Source organism: Agrobacterium sp. LAD9 (genome assembly GCF_003031125.1).
Lineage (GTDB): Bacteria > Pseudomonadota > Alphaproteobacteria > Rhizobiales > Rhizobiaceae > Agrobacterium > Agrobacterium radiobacter.
Map to the genome: position 1 here is coordinate 418,731 of NZ_PHGS01000009.1, position 20,995 is coordinate 439,725.

Annotated in this window: 21 protein-coding genes and 1 tRNA gene; 6 read left to right on the forward strand and 16 right to left on the reverse strand. The window is 58.7% G+C overall.

Annotation, left to right across the window (positions count from 1 at the left end):
• Nucleotides 1-52 precede the first annotated feature (52 nt).
• Nucleotides 53-529 carry a hypothetical protein gene (locus DA915_RS11755; RefSeq protein WP_107675884.1) on the forward strand — a complete coding sequence of 159 codons (477 nt, stop codon included), beginning with the start codon at nt 53-55 and terminating at the stop codon, nt 527-529.
• Nucleotides 530-584: 55 nt separating this feature from the next.
• On the opposite strand, the gene DA915_RS11760 is transcribed toward DA915_RS11755, so the two are convergent.
• A complete protein-coding gene (locus DA915_RS11760; protein WP_107675885.1) occupies nt 585-848 on the reverse strand; it encodes a hypothetical protein in 264 nt (87 codons plus the stop codon).
• Nucleotides 849-1,101: 253 nt separating this feature from the next.
• Nucleotides 1,102-1,608 (reverse strand): MarR family winged helix-turn-helix transcriptional regulator, encoded by a 507-nt coding sequence (locus DA915_RS11765; protein ID WP_020809385.1) that lies wholly within the window; start codon nt 1,606-1,608, stop codon nt 1,102-1,104.
• A 520-nt stretch (nt 1,609-2,128) separates the two neighbouring features.
• Here DA915_RS11765 and DA915_RS11770 point away from each other — a divergent pair.
• Nucleotides 2,129-2,205: transfer RNA gene (locus DA915_RS11770), tRNA-Arg, on the forward strand.
• Nucleotides 2,206-2,432: 227 nt separating this feature from the next.
• Here the strand turns inward: DA915_RS11770 and DA915_RS11775 are convergent.
• From DA915_RS11775 to uppW, 10 genes are all read right to left on the reverse strand, one after another.
• Nucleotides 2,433-3,485, reverse strand: coding sequence for a type I restriction endonuclease (locus tag DA915_RS11775; protein ID WP_192886471.1), 1,053 nt, complete (start codon nt 3,483-3,485; stop codon nt 2,433-2,435).
• Between the two features lie 205 nt (nt 3,486-3,690).
• Complete coding sequence (locus DA915_RS11780; RefSeq protein WP_107675937.1) at nt 3,691-5,637, reverse strand: methyl-accepting chemotaxis protein; 1,947 nt, start codon at nt 5,635-5,637, stop codon at nt 3,691-3,693.
• A gap of 352 nt (nt 5,638-5,989) precedes the next feature.
• Nucleotides 5,990-7,192, reverse strand: a complete 1,203-nt coding sequence (locus DA915_RS11785; protein WP_107675886.1) for an MFS transporter — start codon at nt 7,190-7,192, stop codon at nt 5,990-5,992.
• Nucleotides 7,193-7,194: 2 nt separating this feature from the next.
• Complete coding sequence (locus DA915_RS11790; protein WP_107675887.1) at nt 7,195-7,767, reverse strand: NADPH-dependent FMN reductase; 573 nt, start codon at nt 7,765-7,767, stop codon at nt 7,195-7,197.
• 141 nt (nt 7,768-7,908) lie between these two features.
• Nucleotides 7,909-8,820, reverse strand: a complete 912-nt coding sequence (locus DA915_RS11795; RefSeq protein ID WP_107675938.1) for a homocysteine S-methyltransferase family protein — start codon at nt 8,818-8,820, stop codon at nt 7,909-7,911.
• Nucleotides 8,821-8,840: 20 nt separating this feature from the next.
• Entirely contained in the window at nt 8,841-9,530 is a 690-nt protein-coding gene (locus DA915_RS11800; RefSeq protein ID WP_003509452.1) for an ABC transporter permease, read from the reverse strand.
• Between the two features lie 12 nt (nt 9,531-9,542).
• A complete protein-coding gene (locus tag DA915_RS11805) occupies nt 9,543-10,265 on the reverse strand; it encodes an ABC transporter permease (protein ID WP_107675888.1) in 723 nt (240 codons plus the stop codon).
• A gap of 22 nt (nt 10,266-10,287) precedes the next feature.
• A complete protein-coding gene (locus DA915_RS11810; RefSeq protein ID WP_107675889.1) occupies nt 10,288-11,058 on the reverse strand; it encodes a transporter substrate-binding domain-containing protein in 771 nt (256 codons plus the stop codon).
• 40 nt (nt 11,059-11,098) lie between these two features.
• Nucleotides 11,099-11,878 carry an ABC transporter ATP-binding protein gene (locus tag DA915_RS11815; RefSeq protein ID WP_060725219.1) on the reverse strand — a complete coding sequence of 260 codons (780 nt, stop codon included), beginning with the start codon at nt 11,876-11,878 and terminating at the stop codon, nt 11,099-11,101.
• 174 nt (nt 11,879-12,052) lie between these two features.
• Nucleotides 12,053-13,411 (reverse strand): Wzy-type polysaccharide biosynthesis protein UppW, encoded by a 1,359-nt coding sequence (gene uppW, locus DA915_RS11820; protein ID WP_003509433.1) that lies wholly within the window; start codon nt 13,409-13,411, stop codon nt 12,053-12,055.
• A gap of 544 nt (nt 13,412-13,955) precedes the next feature.
• Between uppW and DA915_RS11830 the strand changes: the two genes are divergently transcribed.
• Complete coding sequence (locus DA915_RS11830) at nt 13,956-15,026, forward strand: hypothetical protein (RefSeq protein ID WP_060725220.1); 1,071 nt, start codon at nt 13,956-13,958, stop codon at nt 15,024-15,026.
• 48 nt (nt 15,027-15,074) lie between these two features.
• Here the strand turns inward: DA915_RS11830 and uppG are convergent, their stop codons facing one another.
• Together uppG and uppI are read right to left on the reverse strand one after the other, a co-directional pair.
• The gene (gene uppG / locus DA915_RS11835) at nt 15,075-16,148 is read right to left on the reverse strand and encodes a polysaccharide biosynthesis glycosyltransferase UppG (protein ID WP_060725221.1); all 1,074 of its coding nucleotides are present in this window, start codon (nt 16,146-16,148) and stop codon (nt 15,075-15,077) included.
• 2 nt (nt 16,149-16,150) lie between these two features.
• Complete coding sequence (uppI, locus tag DA915_RS11840) at nt 16,151-17,221, reverse strand: polysaccharide biosynthesis UDP-hexose transferase UppI (protein ID WP_003509427.1); 1,071 nt, start codon at nt 17,219-17,221, stop codon at nt 16,151-16,153.
• Nucleotides 17,222-17,433: 212 nt separating this feature from the next.
• Here uppI and uppH point away from each other — a divergent pair, with 212 nt between their 5' ends.
• Nucleotides 17,434-18,345 carry a polysaccharide biosynthesis endo-1,4-beta-xylanase UppH gene (uppH, locus tag DA915_RS11845; RefSeq protein ID WP_305765029.1) on the forward strand — a complete coding sequence of 304 codons (912 nt, stop codon included), beginning with the start codon at nt 17,434-17,436 and terminating at the stop codon, nt 18,343-18,345.
• 8 nt (nt 18,346-18,353) lie between these two features.
• Nucleotides 18,354-19,298, forward strand: coding sequence for a polysaccharide biosynthesis UDP-hexose transferase UppJ (uppJ, locus tag DA915_RS11850; protein WP_107675891.1), 945 nt, complete (start codon nt 18,354-18,356; stop codon nt 19,296-19,298).
• Between the two features lie 22 nt (nt 19,299-19,320).
• Here uppJ and DA915_RS11855 read toward each other — a convergent pair whose 3' ends face one another.
• Both DA915_RS11855 and uppL read right to left on the reverse strand, forming a co-directional pair.
• Nucleotides 19,321-19,569, reverse strand: coding sequence for a hypothetical protein (locus DA915_RS11855; protein WP_020810238.1), 249 nt, complete (start codon nt 19,567-19,569; stop codon nt 19,321-19,323).
• A gap of 154 nt (nt 19,570-19,723) precedes the next feature.
• A complete protein-coding gene (gene uppL, locus DA915_RS11860; RefSeq protein WP_031233874.1) occupies nt 19,724-20,524 on the reverse strand; it encodes a polysaccharide biosynthesis UDP-hexose transferase UppL in 801 nt (266 codons plus the stop codon).
• A 245-nt stretch (nt 20,525-20,769) separates the two neighbouring features.
• On the opposite strand from uppL, the gene DA915_RS28885 reads away from it, so the two are divergent.
• Nucleotides 20,770-20,979 (forward strand): hypothetical protein, encoded by a 210-nt coding sequence (locus DA915_RS28885; protein WP_003509414.1) that lies wholly within the window; start codon nt 20,770-20,772, stop codon nt 20,977-20,979.
• Nucleotides 20,980-20,995 lie beyond the last annotated feature (16 nt).

Sequence of the window (20,995 nt, forward strand, 5' to 3'; positions counted from 1 at the left end):
ACCTTCATGATCCATAAAGGCCGGATAGTCAGACCGGCGAGGGAACAGCCGCATGCTCTTCGGACAATCCGTTTTCCAATCGGTCGTCGAAAGGCTGAAACAGGAAAAAGAAGAGGAAGGCGTGGAACCGCCACCGCCCGCCAGTCACCGCATTGCCGGTTTCAGCTCGGGCTTTGTCATCGATACGCATATTGAAACGCCGCCACCGGCGAACGGCAATCTCGATGCCTATCTCGCCTTCATGGCTGAGCCCGCACCACCGCCGGAACCTCAACCGGAGCCCGAGCCGGAAGCAATGCCGGCTCATCTCGAAAAGACCTCGCTTGCCGATGTCTCCGCGGAACTGGCGATCCACGAAACCGACACGGCCGCAACGCTTGCGGAAAAGCGGCGCGCTTTTGCCCGCCTCAATCATCCCGACCGGGTGAAGCCGCAATTCCGGCACAATGCGACGCTGCGCATGACGGCGGCCAATCTCCTGATCGACCAGGCGATCCGGATGTTGCGAACGCGCGAGCATTTCCGCTGAAAATGCCGGGTCGCCTTATCTCGGAAAATATATAAAACGGAAGATGAGCGGCGCTTCAGCCCGCATCGTTCTTATCGGTGGGCGTGCTTTCGGCGGCGGGCTCATCCGTGCCATTCCCGCCCTTGTCGGCATCGCTTGCGGGTTTGAACTTCAGCAGCAATTCATAGGCCGCATAAGCCCCGACGCCGGCAACGATAGTTCCCCAGAAAAACTCGCGATTGACGAATTCGATGACGGCCCATGCGGCGCAAAAGCCGACAATGAGCAACCGGACCCACAGGGGGCGATAAAGCGGATGACTCGTATCGATATTCAGCATGGCGTTCCCGTCCCGGGCCTTTCCAGTCGATCGCATGATTGCGCCTTCACGCCACAAGACGTGAAGATGCTTATGCGTCTTGGCGGTTTCGCGGGAGAATTGCAACGCAATTCGGCCCGCTGCCGATCAGGCTGACGTGAAAGACCAGCGCGGGAAGATGGTTGCCGATATCGCAAACCATGGAAAGACGGGAACATCAGGCCGCACCCTGCGGCCGCCCAGCACCCGGACTGCCCAAGGCTCTCTTCGACGGTCAGTCGCGCAGGCGTCCGAGCAGAGCCAGAAGCTGATCGCGCGCCTTCTTGCCGCCGATCCGGTCGATCAGCTTTTCCTCACGGTCCCGCCAGGTATTGGAAAGCCGGTCGAGAAGGCTGCTGCCTTCCTCCGTCATGTCGAGGAAATGAACGCGCCTGTCCTCTTCCGATTTGCGGCGGACAAGCAGCCCCTTCTCTTCCATGCTATCGACGATCGCGACGAAATTGGCCCGCTGTATGCCGAGCGCTTCAGCCACATCGCTCTGTTTGAGGCCCGGATTACCGCCGACGATGACGAGCACGGAAAAATCGGCGGGCCGCAATCCCTGCTCGGCCAGCACATCGGCAAAGCCATTTGCCACGGCAAGTTGCGAGTGCCGCAAGTGATAGCTGATCGCAGTCGTCAGCAACCCATAGTCGATCGCCGTGAGGTGCGCCGCTTCCGCGCTGCCGCTTTCGGCCTTTTCCGTTCGCGGCCCGTTGCTGTGTGCCAATCGCAAAGCCATCCGATCCCCCGCCTGATTCGTTCCTTTACCTTGCCGAAATCATAACCGACAACGTTGCGAAACTGTATCCCAAATAAATGTAGATGATACTAATATTGTATAATAATTTGACAGTTAATCGCCAGTGAAGCAACCACGGACTCCGGATCGCCGCGAGCAACAAAAAAAAGTATGACTATTTACCCGCCAATTTTGAGGGGCTAAAATCGCCTCCTGCGCCGTGTTTGAAGGACATTGCCGCAATCCGGCCACCATTTCGATAATGGGACAAGAGAGCGGTTCGGCCCGGCAATAATATACTACTTATAAGGGAAAACCTATTCCGGCAAAAATACAATACGTCAAACAACGCATCGCCTCGCCGTCACGAAAAAGCGTGCGACGACCTCACAACAGGGCCCCACGCCCGGCCCCGCCCGAAAACAGGCAACCTTTCGCAAATCTTTGATTTTTAGACATTGATGCGGAAACAAAGCTGGGGTATGAACCAACCGCTGCACGCGATTCAAGCGTGACTGCTGCACCCGTAGCTCAGCTGGATAGAGTGTTGGATTCCGATTCCAAAGGTCACAGGTTCGAATCCTGTCGGGTGCGCCATTTTCTTCTGCGCCATCCCATGAGTATGGCTCGATAATGAGCTTTATATACTGGTTTTGGCTCGAACGGTCTGCGCGGAAATGAATCTTCCGCCTGAAATCGTCGCGATCTGCGGGAAGGTCGTCCCAGACTTGGGACGACTCTTGTTTGGCAACGCCGGTTATGCTGCGGTTTTAGTTCCTTCGATGAGAGGCGCTCTCGACAGCATTCTCGGGAGCAAACTGGCTTCACTCGATATATCTTTTCGCCGTAGCCCTAAGCCTATCAGAATGATCGTAAATCTGATCCAGACTGTCGATAATTAACCGCTCTTCCGCTTCACCGTCAAAAAGACCGATGTATTTGATGGACCGATTGAAATGCAGGCGTGCCAGAGGTTTTCGATTGTTGTTGTCGATCAGGATGCCACAATAGGATTTCTGGTCTCGCATAACCACACGGGTCGAGCTTATGGTATCCCGCACGATTGCCTTGACGATCATATAGCCTTCGCGCTCTTCCTCAGTGGTGACGATTTCAGGTTCGTCTTCTACGGGAGCATCAATCTTTTCGATAACCTCTTCAGTGTCCGCGAGCGCACTCGAAAGGCGACTTTTCACTGTGTCCATGATGACTTCCCGAAAAGCAGTCCGGACTACACCGGTCAGCATTTCGCGCACCTGGGCGATCATGCGGCCATCGTAGACGCCAGCAGAGGCGATCCGCACAAACTCCTCTGAGGGTTCTTCGATCAGCTTCGATATCACCTGTTTTATTCCAGACGTATATTTTAGGCGTTCGGCTGTCGCGAGGATCGCATCCACATCGAAAGAGGATTTTTCGAATTTGCGTAACTCGTTCACGATACCGGAATTGAAATCCGTGACGTCGAACACAAAAAACGGCCTGGTGTCCAATTTATTGGGCGCCTCGAGGTCAGTATAAAAATTGAAAGTTCGACCATTCGTTAGAATCGCAAACTTCGCATTTGTCACGCTGAAGTAGCGATATAGCTGATCAAGGTGCTTTTTATCCAGTGCCACCGAAATGGGTTTGCATTCAATCAAAATGCGGACTTCATTCTCAATTTTGATCGCGTAGTCGACCTTCTCGCCCTTCTTTCCAACGGCATCAGCAGTGAACTCTGGAACGACTTCAGAAGGATCGAACACATCGTAGCCGAGTGAGCGTAAGAAAGGCAGGACAACAGCCGTCTTGACAGCTTCCTCTGTTGCCATGGTGCTGGAATATGATTTCACGCGTTCAGCGATTGCGCGCAAACTCTCTTCGATCGTGCTCATATGTCCCCCTGTCGTGCCATAATCAAGACAGAGTTGCCGAACAGTTCGATTACGTCAATCTAGGATTGTCCTCAATTTGACGATTTGCTTAATCCCGTGAGGGGAGTGATGATTTAACGCAAACGATTTTCGATTGTGCAGCATGTTTTCTGATCATCGGCGGGGATGTCTCCCCGCCGCAGCTCATGCGCAAAGCCAATCCCCCTCAGAACTCCTGCCAGTCGCCCTTTGTATCGACAGCGGCATTGCCCGAAAACGCCGAGGCGATCTTGCGGCCTAGCGCGCGGACGGGGGATGCCACGTATTTGTCGTTGCCGCCGGCGCTACGAACCGGAGCAGGCTGGCTTTTTTGCTGATAAGCGCCGTCGGCTAACCTGAACTGCGAGAGCAGCTGGTTGAGTGACGCCACTTCCTTGGCCAGGCTGTGGCTCGCGGCATTGGTTTCTTCCACCATCGCCGCATTTTTCTGCGTGTCCTGGTCCATCTGGTTGACCGCCGTATTGATCTGCTGCAGGCCGGAGGATTGTTCCTGCGCAGCCTCCACGATGGAGACGACGTGCCGGTTGATTTCCTGCACTTCGGAAACGATGGTCTCCAGCGCCTTTCCGGTGTCGCCGACCAGCTGCACGCCCTGCTGCACCTGGTCGTTTGATGTGGTGATCAGGGCCTTGATCTCTTTCGCCGCGTTGGCGGAGCGCTGGGCAAGCTCACGCACCTCCTGCGCCACCACGGCAAAGCCCTTGCCGGCCTCGCCCGCACGGGCGGCTTCCACACCGGCATTCAGCGCAAGCAGGTTGGTCTGGAAGGCGATCTCGTCGATCACGCCGATGATGTTGCTGATCTCATTGGCCGATTTGGCGATCTGCTCCATGGCGACCACGGCGCGGCGCACCACCTGGCCGGATTGTTCGGCGCCCGCCTTGGCGCGGCTGACGATCTGGCCCGCCTCCTGCGCGCGTTTGGTGGAATCCCTGACCGTCGTGGTGATTTCTTCAAGCGCAGCGGCTGTTTCCTCCACGGCTGCGGCCTGCTGCTCGGTGCGCTTGGCCAGATCATCGGCGGCAGACTTGATCTCGTCCGCGCCCGCACCGATGCCGCTGGCGTTCTGCGCCACCTTGGTCAATGCCGCCTGCAGCTTTTCGGCGGACGTGTTGAAATCGTTGCGAACGCCATCCAGCGTCGCGGTGAAAGGCTGGCCGATGCGATAGGAAACATCGCCTTCCGAAAGCTTCGAGAGGCCGGCTGCGAGATTGTCGACGGCGAATTTGACATCGGCCGCCTCCGTTGCCTTCTGCTGCTCGCGCTCGATCCGGTCTTTCTCCGAGAGGCTGCGATTGGCTTCGGTTTCCTGTTCGAGGCGAATGCGCTCGATGGCGTTTTCGCGGAACACCTGAACCGCGACCGCCATCTGGCCCACTTCATCCTTACGGTTCGTGCCGTCGATTTCCGCCGCCGTCTCGCCACCGGCAAGCGACACCATACGCGCGCGCAGGCGGGCAATCGGCGTCGTGATGCCGCGAGACGCCACGAAAAGTGCGAGAATGATGCCGGCGAGGAAAACGATCCCGACAACCACCAGCGAGATCAGAATGGTCGAATTAGTCTTGTCCGTCAGGTCATCACTGCCCTTGACGATGCCCTTGGCAAGCTTGTCCACCAGCGCTGTTATGGCATTCGACGTCGCCTGAATGGATGTATCCGCCTTGAGCAGCTGTGCAGCGGATTCCGCATTGCGGTTGGCCATCCCAAGTTCGACAGCCTTGTCCGTCATCTCGGTTATGGCTTGCGCCTGCGTAATGAAGGCATCCATGGAAGCAGCCTCCTCAGGGAAAACAGCCTTCACAATGTTAAGGCGCTTCATGAGGAACGCCTTGCTTTCATTGTAGGTCTGCTTGGCGACCTTTATCTCGGCCCCATTCACATCATAAGCCATGATCTGATAGGCGCCGTAGGCCACCGCCGAAAGATTGCGGTTGGCACGGGCAAGCTCCACCAGCGCGGCATTGTCGTTGGCGATGAAATCCGAATAAGCCGTGTCCGATTCCTTGTAACGGCTTGCCATAAAGGCGGTGGCGCCAAGGCCGACGATACAGAGAGGGAGAATGAGCGACAGGATTTTGGTGCGGATACTGGCGTTTTGAAGAAAGGACACGGAGAACCTCAAGGCATGAAAAACCGCTCCTTCCCCGTGCCGGAGGTGTTCGGTGAGATTGACATGCACGTCGAGCGCCTCGATCATCGAAGCTCCGCTAGCCGTATCATCGGCTCTCACCTCACCTGCTTCATGCATGCGCCGGGAATGCCGCCTGTCCCTTCAAATACGGACAGGCCGCCGCCCCGGATGGCACGGCGGTTCCGCAAGCAAAACGGAAACGCCACGCCTAATTTCGAGGAAGGGAATGGAATCAACCGGTTCTTCGCCGGCGCGCCTTCCGTTTATTTTCAGAAAAATGATTATAGTCAAAAACTTTACAATTCCTTCACAACCACCGGCAGCAACCGCATCAACGGCCCGACGCAAAAGAACGCGATCTTCGTGCGTCGCTCCGCCGCTGGAAGATCAGGGCGACAAGGGCAAGCCCGGCCATGGCGGCGAATATCATGGCGATGTCGCGATAGGCGGCGGCAAAACCGAACCGGGCAATCCACGGCTGGCTTGCCAGCGGCGAGATGAAATGCCCGAGAAACATCGAAGCAGTGACGATGCCGGCGATACGCCCGCGCAGGCTGAGCGGCGCCAGCATGATGGTCGTGGACATGATGCCCGGCATCACCACACCGAGGCCAAACCCCACCACCGCAAGCGATGACAGCATGGCAACCAGCCCCTCGGCCATGGCAAGCAGCGCAAAACCCGCCGCCATCGACACCAGCCCGGCGGCAATGATGGCGGTCACGCTGACCCTTGCCCGCAATCGCCCGAAATTGAGCGCCGCCAACGCCCCGGCCAGATTGAAAATGCCGATGGCGTATCCCGCAATGCTGCCGGAAAACACCCCAAGCTCCCCCAGGAAAAACGGCAGCTGCGAGGGGATGGTGTAGAACAGGGCATTGACGAGAAATACTGCCAGCGCCAGTACACCCACCAGCAGCCAGTTGACCGCAAACTCCTGTTCGCCACCGGCTTTGATCCCACCATCGTTCCTCACCGGCTCCGTCAGAAAAAACACGGCCGCCGGCAGAATGAGCAGGGCGACGGCATAGACCGCGAAGGGCGCGCGCCAGTGCAGATCCGCCAGCAAACCGCCCGCCACCACAAAAACCACGCCGCCGATCTGGGTAAAGGCCTGTTGCAGGCCGAGATAGCGCTCCCGCGCCGGACCCTCGAAATAATCGCCCACCAGCGCCGTGCCGATCGTCATGATGGCGCCGATCGCCAGACCGAGAAAGGCACGCCCGACGAGCAGGCCGGCAAGACTTTCGGCAAAAAGGCCGGACATGCCGGAAAGGCTGTAAAGCAGGATAGCGCCGAGCAGCAGCCGCTTGCGGCCGAAGCGATCCGCCAGCACACCTGCAATGGGCGCGCAGAAAGCCACGAAAACCGAGGGCAATGTCAGCACCATGCGGCTCATGATATCCACATGCGGCGTCGACAGGAAAGTCTGCTCTATGGCCGGCAGCGAAGGTGCAACCGTGGTTCCGGCCATGATGGTGAGCGTGGCGACGAACAGGAGCGTCACTTTCAACGCGAAGGATTTTTCGGTCATTCTCACGCCCCCTTGTAGGGTGTTGCGGACCGCGCCTGTTTCAGCGCCCGCGCCCACCAGCCAAGCTTGCTCATCATCGTCTCCAGCGCGCCTGCCGCCGCCGCACCGGCGTCGAACTGGCCGGCGGCATCGACACGATCCCAGGGATTGGAGAAGCTGACGACATCGCGGATCGTCACCGCATGCAGTTCCGCAAAAACGGGGCGAAGCTGCTCGGTGGCGCGCAGGCCGCCGGAAATCCCGCCATAGGACACGAAGGCCACCGGCTTGGCGCCCCATTCGTCATAGGCGGAATCGATCAGCACCTTCAGCGCGCCGGGATAACTGCGGTTATATTCCGGAGTGACGACGATGAAGGCATCGGCGCCATCAAGGCTTTGCCGAAGCTGCCGCACCGAGGCGCGCTCGGGCGCGTGGTCCTGCGGCAGATCGAGTTCGCGCGGGTCGATGACCGCCAGCTCCAGTCCCGGCAGAGCCTTCAGCTGGTCAAGCAGCCATTGGCCGACAACATCGCAGAAGCGCGGGTTGCGGGCGCTGCCAAATATGATCCGTATGGAAAGTGTATCATCGCTCATGGAACGTCCTTCAACAGTGTTCCATGTCCTGATAATTCCTCAACTATAGTTGAGGTCAATAGCCGCGTACAAAAAAAGCGGCAGGTTTTGAATCTGCCGCTTTGATTTATGATGGTGGCGTTAAATGCGACGCCGGGCGTTTCAGGCGGCCGCGCGCCGCAACGCTGTCGCAACCTTGTGGATATGCGCAGCACCAATACCGCAGCAGCCGCCGATCATGGTCGCGCCTGCATCCGCCCAGGAGCAGGCAAAACGGGAATAGACATCGTCAGTCAGATCGGCGCGCGTGTCATGCAGCCCTTCATTGGCGGCGGAATCACCCTGCTCGCCTTCAAAGGCATTGGCATAAACGCCGATTTCCAGTGACACACCCTTTTCCGCGAAGACAGCGGCGGCCGTCTCAACCGCGGCTTTCATGACTTCCGGCTTGCTGCAATTGAACAGAAGGGCGGCCGCGCCCGATTGCGCCGCCCATTCGGCGGCCGCCTTGACCGTTTCACCGGAGCGAAGCGCAGGCTCGCCGCCGGTCGCAGCCGCATCATCATTGAGCGTGAAGGAAATCCAGAACGGTTTGCCAGTCGCGGCAACGGCTTCACGCACCGCCTCGCCCTCGGCGATCAGGCTGAGCGTCTCGCCGAGCCAGACGTCGACATGAGGCGCGAGATTGTCGACCAGCACCGTCAGATAGGCCTGCACCCGGCCCGCATCGAAATTCTGCGGCTCATAGGAACCGAAGATCGGCGGCAGCGAACCCGCCACCAGCACCTTGCGGCCGGAGGCATCCACCGCTTCGCGCGCCAGCTTGCCGGAAAGGGCGATCAGCGATGCGCCGTCCTTCTGGAAACGCTCTTCGCCGATGTGGAAGGGCACCAGAGCATAAGAATTGGTGGTGACGACATCGGCACCGGCTTCGATGAATTCCTGGTGCACCTGCCGCACGATCTCAGGCGCGTCGATAAGCGCCAGCGCAGACCATTCCGGCTGTTTCAGCACGGCGCCGAGCCGCTGCAATTCGCGGCTCATGCCGCCGTCGAGGATACGGATTGTGCTCACGGTCATAACTCCCTGAATGTTTATCGCCGGACCGGCACCTGCTGTTCGATAAGACCGAAACAGCGGGCGATGATGGCGGTGAGAATGAGATAAAAGACGGTGACGACGATCAGCGGCTCATAGACGAGCAGCGTGTCCTGCCGCACCTTGTAGGCGACGGCGTAGAGATCCATGACAGTCACGGTGAAAGCAAGCGGCGTCGCCTTCAGCTGCATCACCACCTCGCCGGCAATGGTCGGCAGCGCAATGCGGATGGCGCGCGGCAGCCAGATGCGGCGAATGAGGGTGAAACGGCCCATGCCGAAAGCCCTGCCCGCCTCCAGCTCGCCTTTCGGCACGGCCAGCAGCGCGCCGCGCAGAACTTCCGCCTCATAAGCTGCATAATTCAGCGTGAAGCTGACGGCCGCGAAGAAGAACCCTTCACGCAGCACCGGCCACATGAAGCTTTGCCTGATGCCGGGGATCATCGGCAGAAGCGAGCCGACGCCGTAATAAAGCAGCCAGAGCTGGATGAGCAGCGGCGTGCCCCGGAAGAAGGTGCAATAGGCCCGCGCCAGGATTTTCGTCATCCGCCCGCCGCTCACCTGTGCGAAGGCGAGCCCGATGGCCAGAAGAAACCCGATGCTGACGGAGATGACGAGCAGCGCCACCGTCTGCCATGCACCCGAAAGAAGAAGCGGCCAATATTTCGCGACCCATGAAAAATCCATGCCGTCCCCTCCTCAGGCCAGGGCCGGCTGGCCGCGCCGCACGCGGCGTTCGACCAGCGAAAAAACGAGGTTCGAAACGAGCGTGATGGCAAGGTAAAGCAGGGCGGCGGCAAGGAAGAACAGGAAATATTGCTTGGTGCTGGCCCCGGCCAGCCGCGTCGCGAGCGCCAGCTCCTGATAACCGACGACCGCCACCAATGCGCTGTCCTTGGTCACCGCAAGCCAGAGATTGCCAAGCCCCGGCAAGGCGTTGGGCAAAAGCGCCGGCAAGACCACCCGGCGGAACCGCAAGGCGGGTGACATGCCGAAGGCGCGCGCCGCCTCGATCTGCCCGCTCGGAATGGCAAGAATCGCACCGCGCAGCACCTCGGTCATATAGGCGCCCTGCACGAAACCCAGAACCGCAACGGCGGCAACGAAACCGTTGACCTCCAGCGGCGGCATGCCAGCCAGCAGCAGCAGCCGGTTGAGACCGTCAGTACCGGCATAATAAAGCCCGACGATGAGGATCAGCTCGGGAACCGCGCGGATCGCGGTGGTGTAGAGGTTGAGCAGCAGGCCAAGCGGCCTGTTGCCCGAAAGCTTGCCGAGCGCCCCGGCCATGCCGATGGCAAGGCCGATCAGATAGGCGCCGGCGGAAATGGCAAGCGTCGATGCCGCACCCTTCAACAGGGTGCCGCCCCATCCCGGAGGATAGGGAGACAGAAGTTGCAACGTGGTTTCAAGGCTTGCCATATGCGTGACCGATCAGATCGAATTACTGCCCGTAAATATTGAAGCTGAAGTACTTCTTGCTGATCTCGTCATATTTGCCGCTGGCGCGTACGGCGGCGATTGCCGCATTCAGCTTGGCCTTGAGTTCGGTGTCTTCCTTGCGCAGGCCGCCCGAAACGCCGAGACCGAGGATTTCCTTGTCGTCGGCGACATCGCCCATGTCGGCGCAGCAATCCTTGCCCGCATCGCTCTTCACGAAAGCGTCGAGGACGATGGAATCGCCGAAGACATAATCGATGCGGCCGGCCCCGAGATCCTGAAACGCCTCGTCCAGCGTCTGGTAGGTCTTCTCATCGGCGACACCGGCGAAGTACTTCTTGTAATATTCGGACTGGATCGTCGCCACCTGAATGCCGATGGTCTTGCCCTTGACGTCCTCGGCCGTCGCACCCGCCTTTTCGCCCTTGGCGCCGATCAGCTTGCTCGGCGTGTTGTAATATTTATCGGTGAAATCGATGATCTTCTGACGCTCTTCCGTGTTCGACATGGAGGACCAGATGACGTCGAATTTCTTCGTCTGCAGCGCCGGGATGAGGCCATCCCAGGACAGTTCCACGATCGAACATTTTTCCTTCATTTCCGCGCAGACGGCGTCCATGAGGTCGATTTCCCAGCCCTGCCACTTGCCGCTGGCATCCTTGGCGAAGAAGGGCGGATAGGCTTCGTTCATGATGCCGAAACGCACGTCGGCGCTGGCTGTGAAGGCGGAAACCGCGAATGCCGTTCCGGCAAGCAGCGTGGCGAAGAATTTCATTCAAGTCTCTCCTGTTAAAACGGACTGTCAGGCAAAAGGGTCAATTGGCCAGCGCGCCGGTGAATTCCCGGCAACGGGCGCTCGTGGGGTTGCCGAACACCTGCGCCGGCGGGCCTGCCTCCTCCACCCGGCCCTGATGCAGAAACACGACCTGGGAGGACACATCGCGCGCAAAGCGCATCTCGTGGGTGACGAGCAGCATAGTGCGGCCTTCCTCGGCCAGATCTCGGATGACCTTCAGAACCTCTCCCACCAGTTCCGGATCAAGCGCCGAGGTGGGCTCGTCGAACAGCATCACCGCCGGTTCCATGCAGAGAGCACGCGCAATGGCGGCGCGCTGCTGCTGTCCGCCGGACAGGAATGCCGGATAGGCGTTTTTCTTGTCGTAGAGCCCGACCTTGTTCAGCAGGGCTTCGGCCTTTTCAACCGCCTCCTGCCGCTTGACGCCGAGAACATGAACGGGCGCCTCGATGACGTTTTCCAGAACGGTGCGATGGGCCCAGAGATTGAAATTCTGGAACACCATGCCGAGACCGGTGCGCAATTTTTCCACCTGCCGCCAGCTTTTCGGCACGGCCTTGCCGTCGCGGCCGGTTTTTGTGGCGATTTCCTCGCCATTGATGATGACACGGCCGCGATCCGGCGTTTCGAGAAAATTCATGCAGCGCAGAAAGGTGCTTTTGCCGGAACCGGAAGACCCGATGATCGAGATGACATCGCCCTTATGGGCCTGCAACGAAACGCCCTTCAAAACTTCATGCGTGCCGAAGCTCTTGTGGATGTCATCCGCTTCGAGCGCGCAGGCGCCTGTATCTGCCATCGATTGACCTAGCCGATCCGTTTTTTAGTGCCGCCGCGTCGATACCCCCGGGGGTTGCGATGCGACTTGCACAATAACAAAGACTTGAGCCGCGCATGTTTAGCGAAAATAGCTGCAGACGCGCGCAACAATCGGCTCTTTTACATATTCGCAACGAAAAATCATTTCAAAATATCACCTGGAACGAACAACCGGGGAAACCTGCCGCCGTTGGGGTATCGGGGCCGCCCCAGTTCTGTCCGGTTCCCCCTCCGCCTCGTCCTCCACGAGGCTGGCATTGGCCTGCAGATGCAGGCCCATCACCGCCACGATGAGGAAGAACCAGACGAACCCGGTGCTGAGGAAAAACAGCGTTTCCAGAAAGCCGTAGAGCAGCACGTAAAGCCATACACCGACATAAAGCCGCGTCAGCGGACTGTTGCGCGTGGCGTCATTCATTTTGCCGAGATACTGCAGCGGCAGGAGATAGATCCACACCATCACCAGCATCAGACCCGGCACGCCGCCGGCCAGCAGAAGGTCGAAATAACCATTGTGCGAATCCGGCGCGGTCGTCGCCCAGGTATTGTTCTCGGTAAAACTCGACATCAGGGTGTCGCTGCGCCAGAAGGCCTGATAGCCATATCCGAGGAGCGGGCTTTGCCTGATATAGTCGATGGCGACGGTCCAGATATCCCTTCTGCCGGTAAAGCTGGCATCAAGCCCCAGCTTCGTCAGCATCTGCGAAAAGACGGGATCAACCGTGGTGCCGACGGTCACCAGCGCGAAGACCGCCAGAAACAGGGTTACGACCGGGTAGCGCCAGCGGGGCCAGCGCAGGATGAACCAGCCTGTCGCAATGATGATCGGCATCAGCCCAAGCGCGGTCTTGCCGCCGGACTTGACCAGAAAGACCAGCGACAGCAACAGCACCGACAGCCCGCCGATGAAAGACCAGCGCTTGCTGAGATAAATGCCGACGATGATCAACACCGCCATGACCGAGGCGGCCTCGTTCTTGTGGCGGAAAACCCCGCGCCAGTCTCCCGCCAGAAGCGGTTCCAGCGCATCGCTTGCCTGGTGGATCGAGCGCGAGGGCAACACGGTGATTCCGAAATAGCACAGGAACAATATGATCAGCGCGCATGTGGCGAGCAGCGTCGTGAAATGCCGCTCCGTGCGCGGCAATTGCAGGAAACCGCCGGCAAGCACACAGATAATGGCGCACATGACAAGCCGCCTGAGCGAAAACAGCGGCGCTTCGCCCGCCACCGAAGTCAGGACAAACCAGCCGAAAATCGCCGCCATCAGCAGGCGCGGCATGAAGAGGATGGAAAACGACCGCTCCTTCGCCATGAAGGCCAGGAAACTGAAAAACAGGATGATCGCCGTCAACTGGTTGAGCAGGTTGGACCCGGCCGCCATGGCAGAGCCCTGATAGGTCGATGAGAGCGAGATATAGGGCGAAAAGCCGACCGTGAAATACAGGAAAGTCACGTAAAACAACGCGTCCCGCCAATAGCCCCGCCGCTGTTCTTCATGCGCTGCATCCATAAGGGGTTTTTCTCTCCCTCTTTCCTGAAGCCACCCGCATTAGAACTCGTGCTTCTCATATTCGATAATACGAATATCCCCCGCAAATCCTATTTTTTAGTTATCCGTGATGCACGGGCAAATAGCACCGCGATCGTCCGCTTTTTTCTCAGGAAACCGAAAGCAGGAGGCAAAGGACAAGACAGTCATTTCCAAAAGTTAAACTTCAAAACCCAAAAAAGCGTCCGCGAAAATTGGTCCATATTTCATCCTTCGGTTGCTTAACTAAGTATATTTTATTAACCTCAAATGAGGCAGGGTCAGCAAAGTAACAGGCTGATATAATAACATTTTATCTTAATACGAACATTTCCGGACCAAGTGGATTGCCGGTTTTATATCTATATTAATACATTCAAATATACGCTTCCTATGGTTGATTTCATCAATGCGCGAAAGCTGGAGGCCGAGGGTGGACGTTCCGATACACACCAATATGGGCGATGGCGATAGTGGGCAGTCGCCACAACGCCCGGTTCAGCCAGGTGTCTCCGGTGTTCGCCCCATGCGCAGGGACGACGTTCCCGCAGTCGAGGCCGTGCTCAACAGCGCTTTCAAGAAGAACGGGCAAGAACGGAACTTCAATTTCCGCTCCTATATCGAGAAACTGTTTTTCGGCAGTCCCGCCTTCAGCCCGGAGAACGGCAGCGTTGTCTATGACGCCGGGGAGAACAGGGTCACAAGCGTCATCCTCGCCGTGCCCATGCGTTTCGTCGCGAACGGGAAAACCATTACCGCAAGGCTGCTCTGCGCCTTCGCATCTGATGGGAAACAGGGTGCGCTCGGCGCGGCGCGCCTGTCTCGGGGCATGCGGGCATCCAAACACGACATGCTGTTCTCGGACACGGCTTCACCCGTTAGCGCCGATCACTGGGTGGCGACCGGGGGCAACATGTTGCCGATTGAAAGCCTGCAATGGCACAAGGCGCTCAAGCCCTTCTGCACCATTGCCCTGCGCATGCCGCGCCGTTCCAAACTGGCCAAAACCACACTTGCCCTGACCACGCTCGGTTTTGTGGATGGAATCCTCAGACGCTGGAAAAAGGGTCTGAGACCGCAGGAGGCGGCCGGCGCCACGGTAAAAACCGTTGACTACGAAACCTTCCGCCGCAGGGCGCTCACCATGATCGAGCGTTTTTCCATTCGCCCGGAATGGTCTCACGAGGAATTCCACTGGCTGATAGAGATGAGCAGGGCCAATGAAAGCCTCGGTGAACTGAAGGGCGTGATGATCGAGAATGCCGAAGGCCATGCCATGGGCGCCGCGCTGTTTTTCGGCCAGCGGGGACGAACGGCCTATGTGCTCAATCTCGTCTGCGATGCCGGCTGCGAAAACGATGTGCTCAACACCCTGTTCCGCCATTTCGATGACGAGAACTATGCCCATGTCACCGGCATGTCGCAGCCGTTTCTCATCAACGCGCTTTACCGCCAGAACCACATGAGCTTCCGCCATGACGGTTATTTCTGCATGGCGACCCGGGATGACGAGCTGAGGGAAAAGGCGCTGGCCGGCGATATCTATATTGGCGGGCTGTGCTCGGAAAGCTGGAGCAAGCTCATAACAGACTACTGAGGCCTCCACCCGGCAACGGGACGGAGCGCCGACTGGGCACCCTCAAGCCTAGCTGAACCGCCCGACGTTGGCCGAGATGAGATGGCGCAGCGCTTTCGCATAACGTTTGGAGCGCGTCTTGGCAGCCAGCGCGCTGGTCCAGTCCACCATCGACCCGTTGATATCGAAATCGCCGAGCTGTCCCTCGGGAATATCGCCCTTTTCGATGCGCTCGACGATGGACGCGAGTGCCGCATAAAATTCCGGCGAGCGATAGGGCGGATGCAGCGAATACATGCCCTTGCCCGTGCCGAGAAAATCGAGCCGGTGGACGCCGCTGCGCATCATGTTGGTGCTCAGCACTTCCTCGGCGGGCATGGAGACCGGCTGCTGGTTATAGGCATAGGAGCGGATGCGCCGTTTGACATCGGGCCGCAGCAACTCCAGCGAACCGATCCGCTTCGCAAAACGATCCATGTCGATCAAGAAAAGACGGGTGGACACGGTGGCGAAACGCCAGGTGGGAATGCGTGACGGCAACTTGCGCGGCTCAGGGATGTTCTTCACGCCGGGCATGCCGACATGGCGGGAAATATCGAGATCGCCGCGCACCGTCGGCGGCCCCGAAAAGGGCGTGATGCACAGCGCATCCGGATTGGCCTTCTGCAGCGCGATCGCCTCGGCGAACCAGCTCTGGCTGCCGCCGCCGAACATCATGTCGCTGTCCATATGCAGCACATAACGGGCATTGGCGCGTTTGATACCATGGAAATAGACATGGAAAGGCCCGCCGTCGAAAGCCTTGGCGGGATAGGGAATGGGTGAGCGGGAAAAGAAGGTCTGCGTCACCGCGCTGCGCGCCGCATCGCTGTAATCGACGATATCCACATGCAGATGCGGATAGTTGGTCTGCATTTCCTCCAGCATGTCGAAGAGACGCTGGCGCGCCGCATCAAAACCGTTGCCCTTGTAGCGGCCTGCCCCCACCTGGCCCGTATCGACGGTCAGGAGAATGCGATCCACCTGTCCGCCCCAGACCCTGAGTTGATGCGGCAGGGTCAGGGCCGCATGCGGAGCATCGAAGGGATGGAGGTTGATTTGCAGCGCCTTTTGCACGGGAGGAAGCGGCATTTCAGCATTCATAGTCATGCACCACGGTTCCGGAATTCATTGATGACGGCCATCATGGGTTTTTCGTTGAAACTCCAGTCGAGCGGCAGCGGCCGGTTGGCGGTGCCGTCGCGGCGCGGATAGGCCCAGCGGATCCAGCTATATTGATCCGAAATGCCCCATGTGGTGATGGAGGAAAGCGGGCCGCCTGCAGAAGCTGCTTCCAGAAACTCGCGGACCTGGCCGGTGATCAGCATGTCGCGCTCGGCCTCCGGCGCCGGCAGCGTCTGGTCCATCACGTCAAGTTCCGTCACCAGAACGGCAAGACCGTAACTGCGCATTTCCGTCGTGAAGGCGGCAAGCTCGTCCTTGGCGATCGGCCAGCCGCCGCGCAAATGCCCCTGGAGGCCGATCGCGTTGATCGGCGCGCCCTTTTCGAGCAGTTCGAGGATGAGATTGCGGAAAGCGGCGCGTTTGGCCGGCGATTTCTCGGCGGCAAATTCGACGTCATATTCGTTGAGCACGAGCTGCGCCTTCGGATCGACCGCATGGGCGATCTCGAAAGCCTTCTTGATGGCATCAGGCCCCGCGCCATAATACCAGGCATCACGCCGCGCACGCACATTGCCCGGCACGTCGGGGATCGGTTCGTTGACCACGTCCCAGCTGTGGATCACGTCCTTGTATCGCTCCATCACGGTAACGATATGGGTCTCCATCAGCTTTTCGACCTTCATGCCGCCGCCGATGCTCGCAAGCCAGGGCGCGTTGGAGGCATACCAGATCAGCGGATGGCCATGCATGGAAAGCTTGTGCTGACGCGCGAAGTTGGCGATTGCATCCGCAGCGGTGAAATCGAACGCTTCAGCCGAAGGCCGCAGAACCTCCCATTTCATTTCGGTGACAGGAGTGATGCGCGAGCAATATTTCACCACCGCCTCGCCGATGCGGCTATCGGCGGTGAGGTCAGGCAGATAGACGGCCGCGCCATATGGGGCGGTTTTGATCGTGGCTTTCTTCTGCGCGGCAAAGGCCGGGCCGGCCACGGCATGCAGCAGGCCAGCGCTTGCCGCACCACCCAGAAAATTCCGCCGCCCGATCCGCATCAACCCGCCTCCGCAACCCCGGCGCATCGGCGTCCGGAAGGACGCACCGCGCTTTCATTCTCAAAACATAACATTCCAATCATGCCAAAAGGATATTAAAGATTTGCAAGGTTAACCGACGCTATACCACGTCATAATTGGTGAGCCCGGCTTAATGCGGTAGTAACTTCACTGTGAGAATGCTTGGGCCGCCCCTCATGGAGTTGAAAAGCTTGGTCTCCGTTTCGATTGTCATTCCCGTTCGCAATGGCGAGCGTTACATCGTGGAAGCGATCGAAAGCGTGTTGCTGCAGGGCGAGACCATCCGCGAAGTGCTTGTTGTCGATGACGGCTCCACCGACACCACCGCGCAAAAGGTGGAAGGTTTTTCCGATCCGCGCGTGAAACTTCTGGCCCGGCCGCAGGGAAGACAGGGCGTTTCCGCCGTGCGCAATTTCGGCCTGTCGCAGGCGCGCGGCGAATGGACGATGTTTCTCGATGCCGACGACCGTCTGAAACCGGGCGCCATCGCAGCGCTTTGCGCCGGCATTTCCGGGCAGGATGTCGTCGCCGTCTATGGCGATTACGAGCGCATCGATGAAAACGGCGTCAAGATCGGCCGGCGCAATCTCATTCGCCGCCGGGAAAAGCCTGACGGTTTTATTCTCCAGCCGCTGCTCGGCGGAAACTTCATCGTCAACGGCGGCATCATGCTGGTCAGGACCCGCATCTTTCAGGACTTTGGCGGTTTCGACGAGACCTTGCGTTATGCGGAAGACTGGTACGGCTGGTGCAGGCTCGCCGCCGCCGGCCGTTTTGCCTATCTGCCCGGCCGCCATGTGCTCGACTACCGGGTGCACAGGACGAGCGTGATGATGAACAGGCTTTTGACCTTCCGGGATTGTGAACCGGCCATCGAAGCCGTGTTTTCCGATCCTGCCATCATCGCAGCCGTCTCCCCGCAGGAACTGCGACGGCTTCGCCGCAAGTCCGAAAACCACATGAATGCTTATACCGTGGCGCAGGCCTTTCGCGCCCGCCGCTACCGCGAGGCCTTTTCGGCGCTTGCCGATACCCTCCTCAACCGCCCGCGCCAGAGCCTCAGGGCCGTCGTTTTTTCCGCCGCCGCACTTGCCGGAATTTAGGAGTTTCCATGTCCGAGATCATGCCGGAAGCGGTGGTGTGCATTCCGAGTTTCCGCCGGCCGGAAGGCCTGAAAAAGACGCTCGCATCGCTCGCAGCCCAGAAGGTCGATTTTCCCTTCGCCGTCGTCGTTGTCGATAATGATGGCGCAGGCCAGCAGGGTCTTGCCGTCGCGCGCGCCTTTTTCACCGAGAGCGGCATGGCCGGTCAGGCGCTGATGGAACCGACGCAGGGCAATTGTTACGCCATCAACACGGCCTTCCGTACCGCCCGGCAGACTTATCCTTCGGCTGAGTGGTTGCTGATGATCGATGACGACGAGGCCGCCTCCCCCCAATGGCTTGCCGAAATGGTTTCGGCGGCAAAGTCCTTCGGAGTCGATATCGTCGGCGGACCGGTCAACCGCGAATTCGACGCCCCGGCTTCGAAGGCGGTTTTATCGCATCCGCTGTTCGGCTCCATCGAAGCGCCGACCGGCCGGGTCGAGCAAATCCACGGATCGGGCAATTGCCTGATCTCCCGGCGGGTGTTCGAAACCCTGCCGAAACCGGAATTCGACGTGCAGTTCAACTTCCTCGGCGGCGGCGACATGGACTTCTTTACCCGCTGCCGCAAGGCCGGTTTTAGATTCGCCTGGAATGCGCAAGCCGTCATTATCGAATATGTGCCGGAAAGCCGCATGGCGCCGCGCTGGATCATGGAGCGCTCGCTTCGCACCGGCATCATCAATTACAGCATCGACCGCGCCCGCCGCCCCGGCCTGAAAGGCGGACTGCAGCTTGCCGCCAAAAACGCCGTCAGCCTGTGCCTGTCGCTGGTGCGCGCCGTTTCCGCCGGGTTGAAAACCGGCGCACTGCTGCCCGCCACCCATCCGCCGCTAATGTCCATCGGCCGGGTGATGGCAAGCCTCGGCATCACGCTGACGCCTTACAAGGCGCCGGCGAAGAAGACCTGAAGTCCAATCGCTCCAGCCATGGTTAGCTCAGGGTCTTTTCCCTGCCGAGCGAGACTGTATTTATGAGCCGTTTCTGCAAACCGAACGACGAAAAGGCCGCCGCGAGAACGAGGAGCGGCACCAGCACCGGCCAGAAGAAACAAAGGACAATGCCGGTTACCCGATAAAAATCCCAATTCTTGTCTCGGCGGGCGCCTTCGATATAGGTCATGGCGAGAGAGGTAACGGTGCCAATTCCATATATGAAAAGAGAAATGGATGTAATCACCATTGGTGGCCTCAAAATATCTCTGATTCGAATAAATTTGTAATATTTGTGCAGTGTAGCGCACCCGTTCGCAGTTGCAACGGGTTTCGGCGGCGAAGCGCATCGATTCAATATGTTAGAGAAATCTCAAATTATCGGGCGGGAGAGGCGCAATGCTCTAGCGATTTTGCCCGGACGCCCCGAAGCGGTACTTCAGCAGCGAATATATCGCAATCGGATTGGTCAGCAGGTAACGTTTTCCAAGACGCTTCGGCTCAAGCATCGCCCGGTAGAGCCATTCCAGCCCCATGTCCTGCATCCATTGCGGCGCCCGGCTGTTCTTGCCGGCGATGAAATCGAAAAGGCCGCCGCAGGTCTTGATGACAGCGATGCCGGAAAGCCTGTCCAAGTTGCGCGAAACGAAACGCTGCTCCAGCGGTATGCCGAAACCAACCCAGAGAATATCGGTCCCGGACGCGGCGATATCCGCGAGGATCGTCTCTTCCTCGGCCCGGCTGAAATAACCGTTGCGCCGCCCGGAAAAGACGAGGCGCGGATAAAGTCTCTGCATTTCCTCGACCGCCGCACGGTTCACCTCTTCGGAGCCGCCGAGGAAATAAAACCGGCTGCCCGTCTCTTCGGCGCGCTTCGCCACCGCATGGACGAGATCAGTCGTCGCGACCCGTTCCCTCAATGCCCTGGGGCAGAATTTGCGGGAGAAGATAACCAGCGACATGCCATCGGCGTGGATCTGGTCCGCCTGCCGCAGCATGGCGTCAAATTCCCGATCGTGATGGCAGAGCGCAATGACCTGGCCATTAGCCGACGTCGAATAAAACGGTCTTGCACCGGCGGCGCGCGCCGTCGTCGCACGCAGGATGAAATCCCGCGCCGTTTCATCGATGGTCGCGTCAGTGATGGGTAACGCCGCAAGCGGAATAACCGGCCAGACCTGACCAGTCCCCTCCGCATCCGGCATCTCTCTCCCTGTCATGATCTGTCCGGTGTCCAATATAGGCATCGTTTCATTGTTATATTCACGCTTATGCATAGGGTATAAGGCTTCAAACACTACGAAGAACTATCATTAATATTTTTATAAATCCCCGTATGCGGCAGGCATTTTACACGCCTGAAGGTTGTGCGCCACATTTTCTGCCTATTCCGGTTTTCCAGCCGATGGGTTAAGGGACGCGGAAATCAAACCACGGAAGGGCTCCGGCCATGGAAACAATCTCGATCGACAATCGCGGCGATTTCGGCCTCTGGGCGATAGAACGGGCAAAAGAAATCGTGGCCAACGAGGCCTCCGATCTTGCGATTTCGGTTCGCGACGGTGACGAGGCCGGCATTCGCGACGCCGGCAATGCGCTGGGTGCTGCCATCGCCGCGGCCCTGCTCGAAGTTTATGACGGTCTTATCTCGGAAGAATAACTCGGCACGAGCCGCC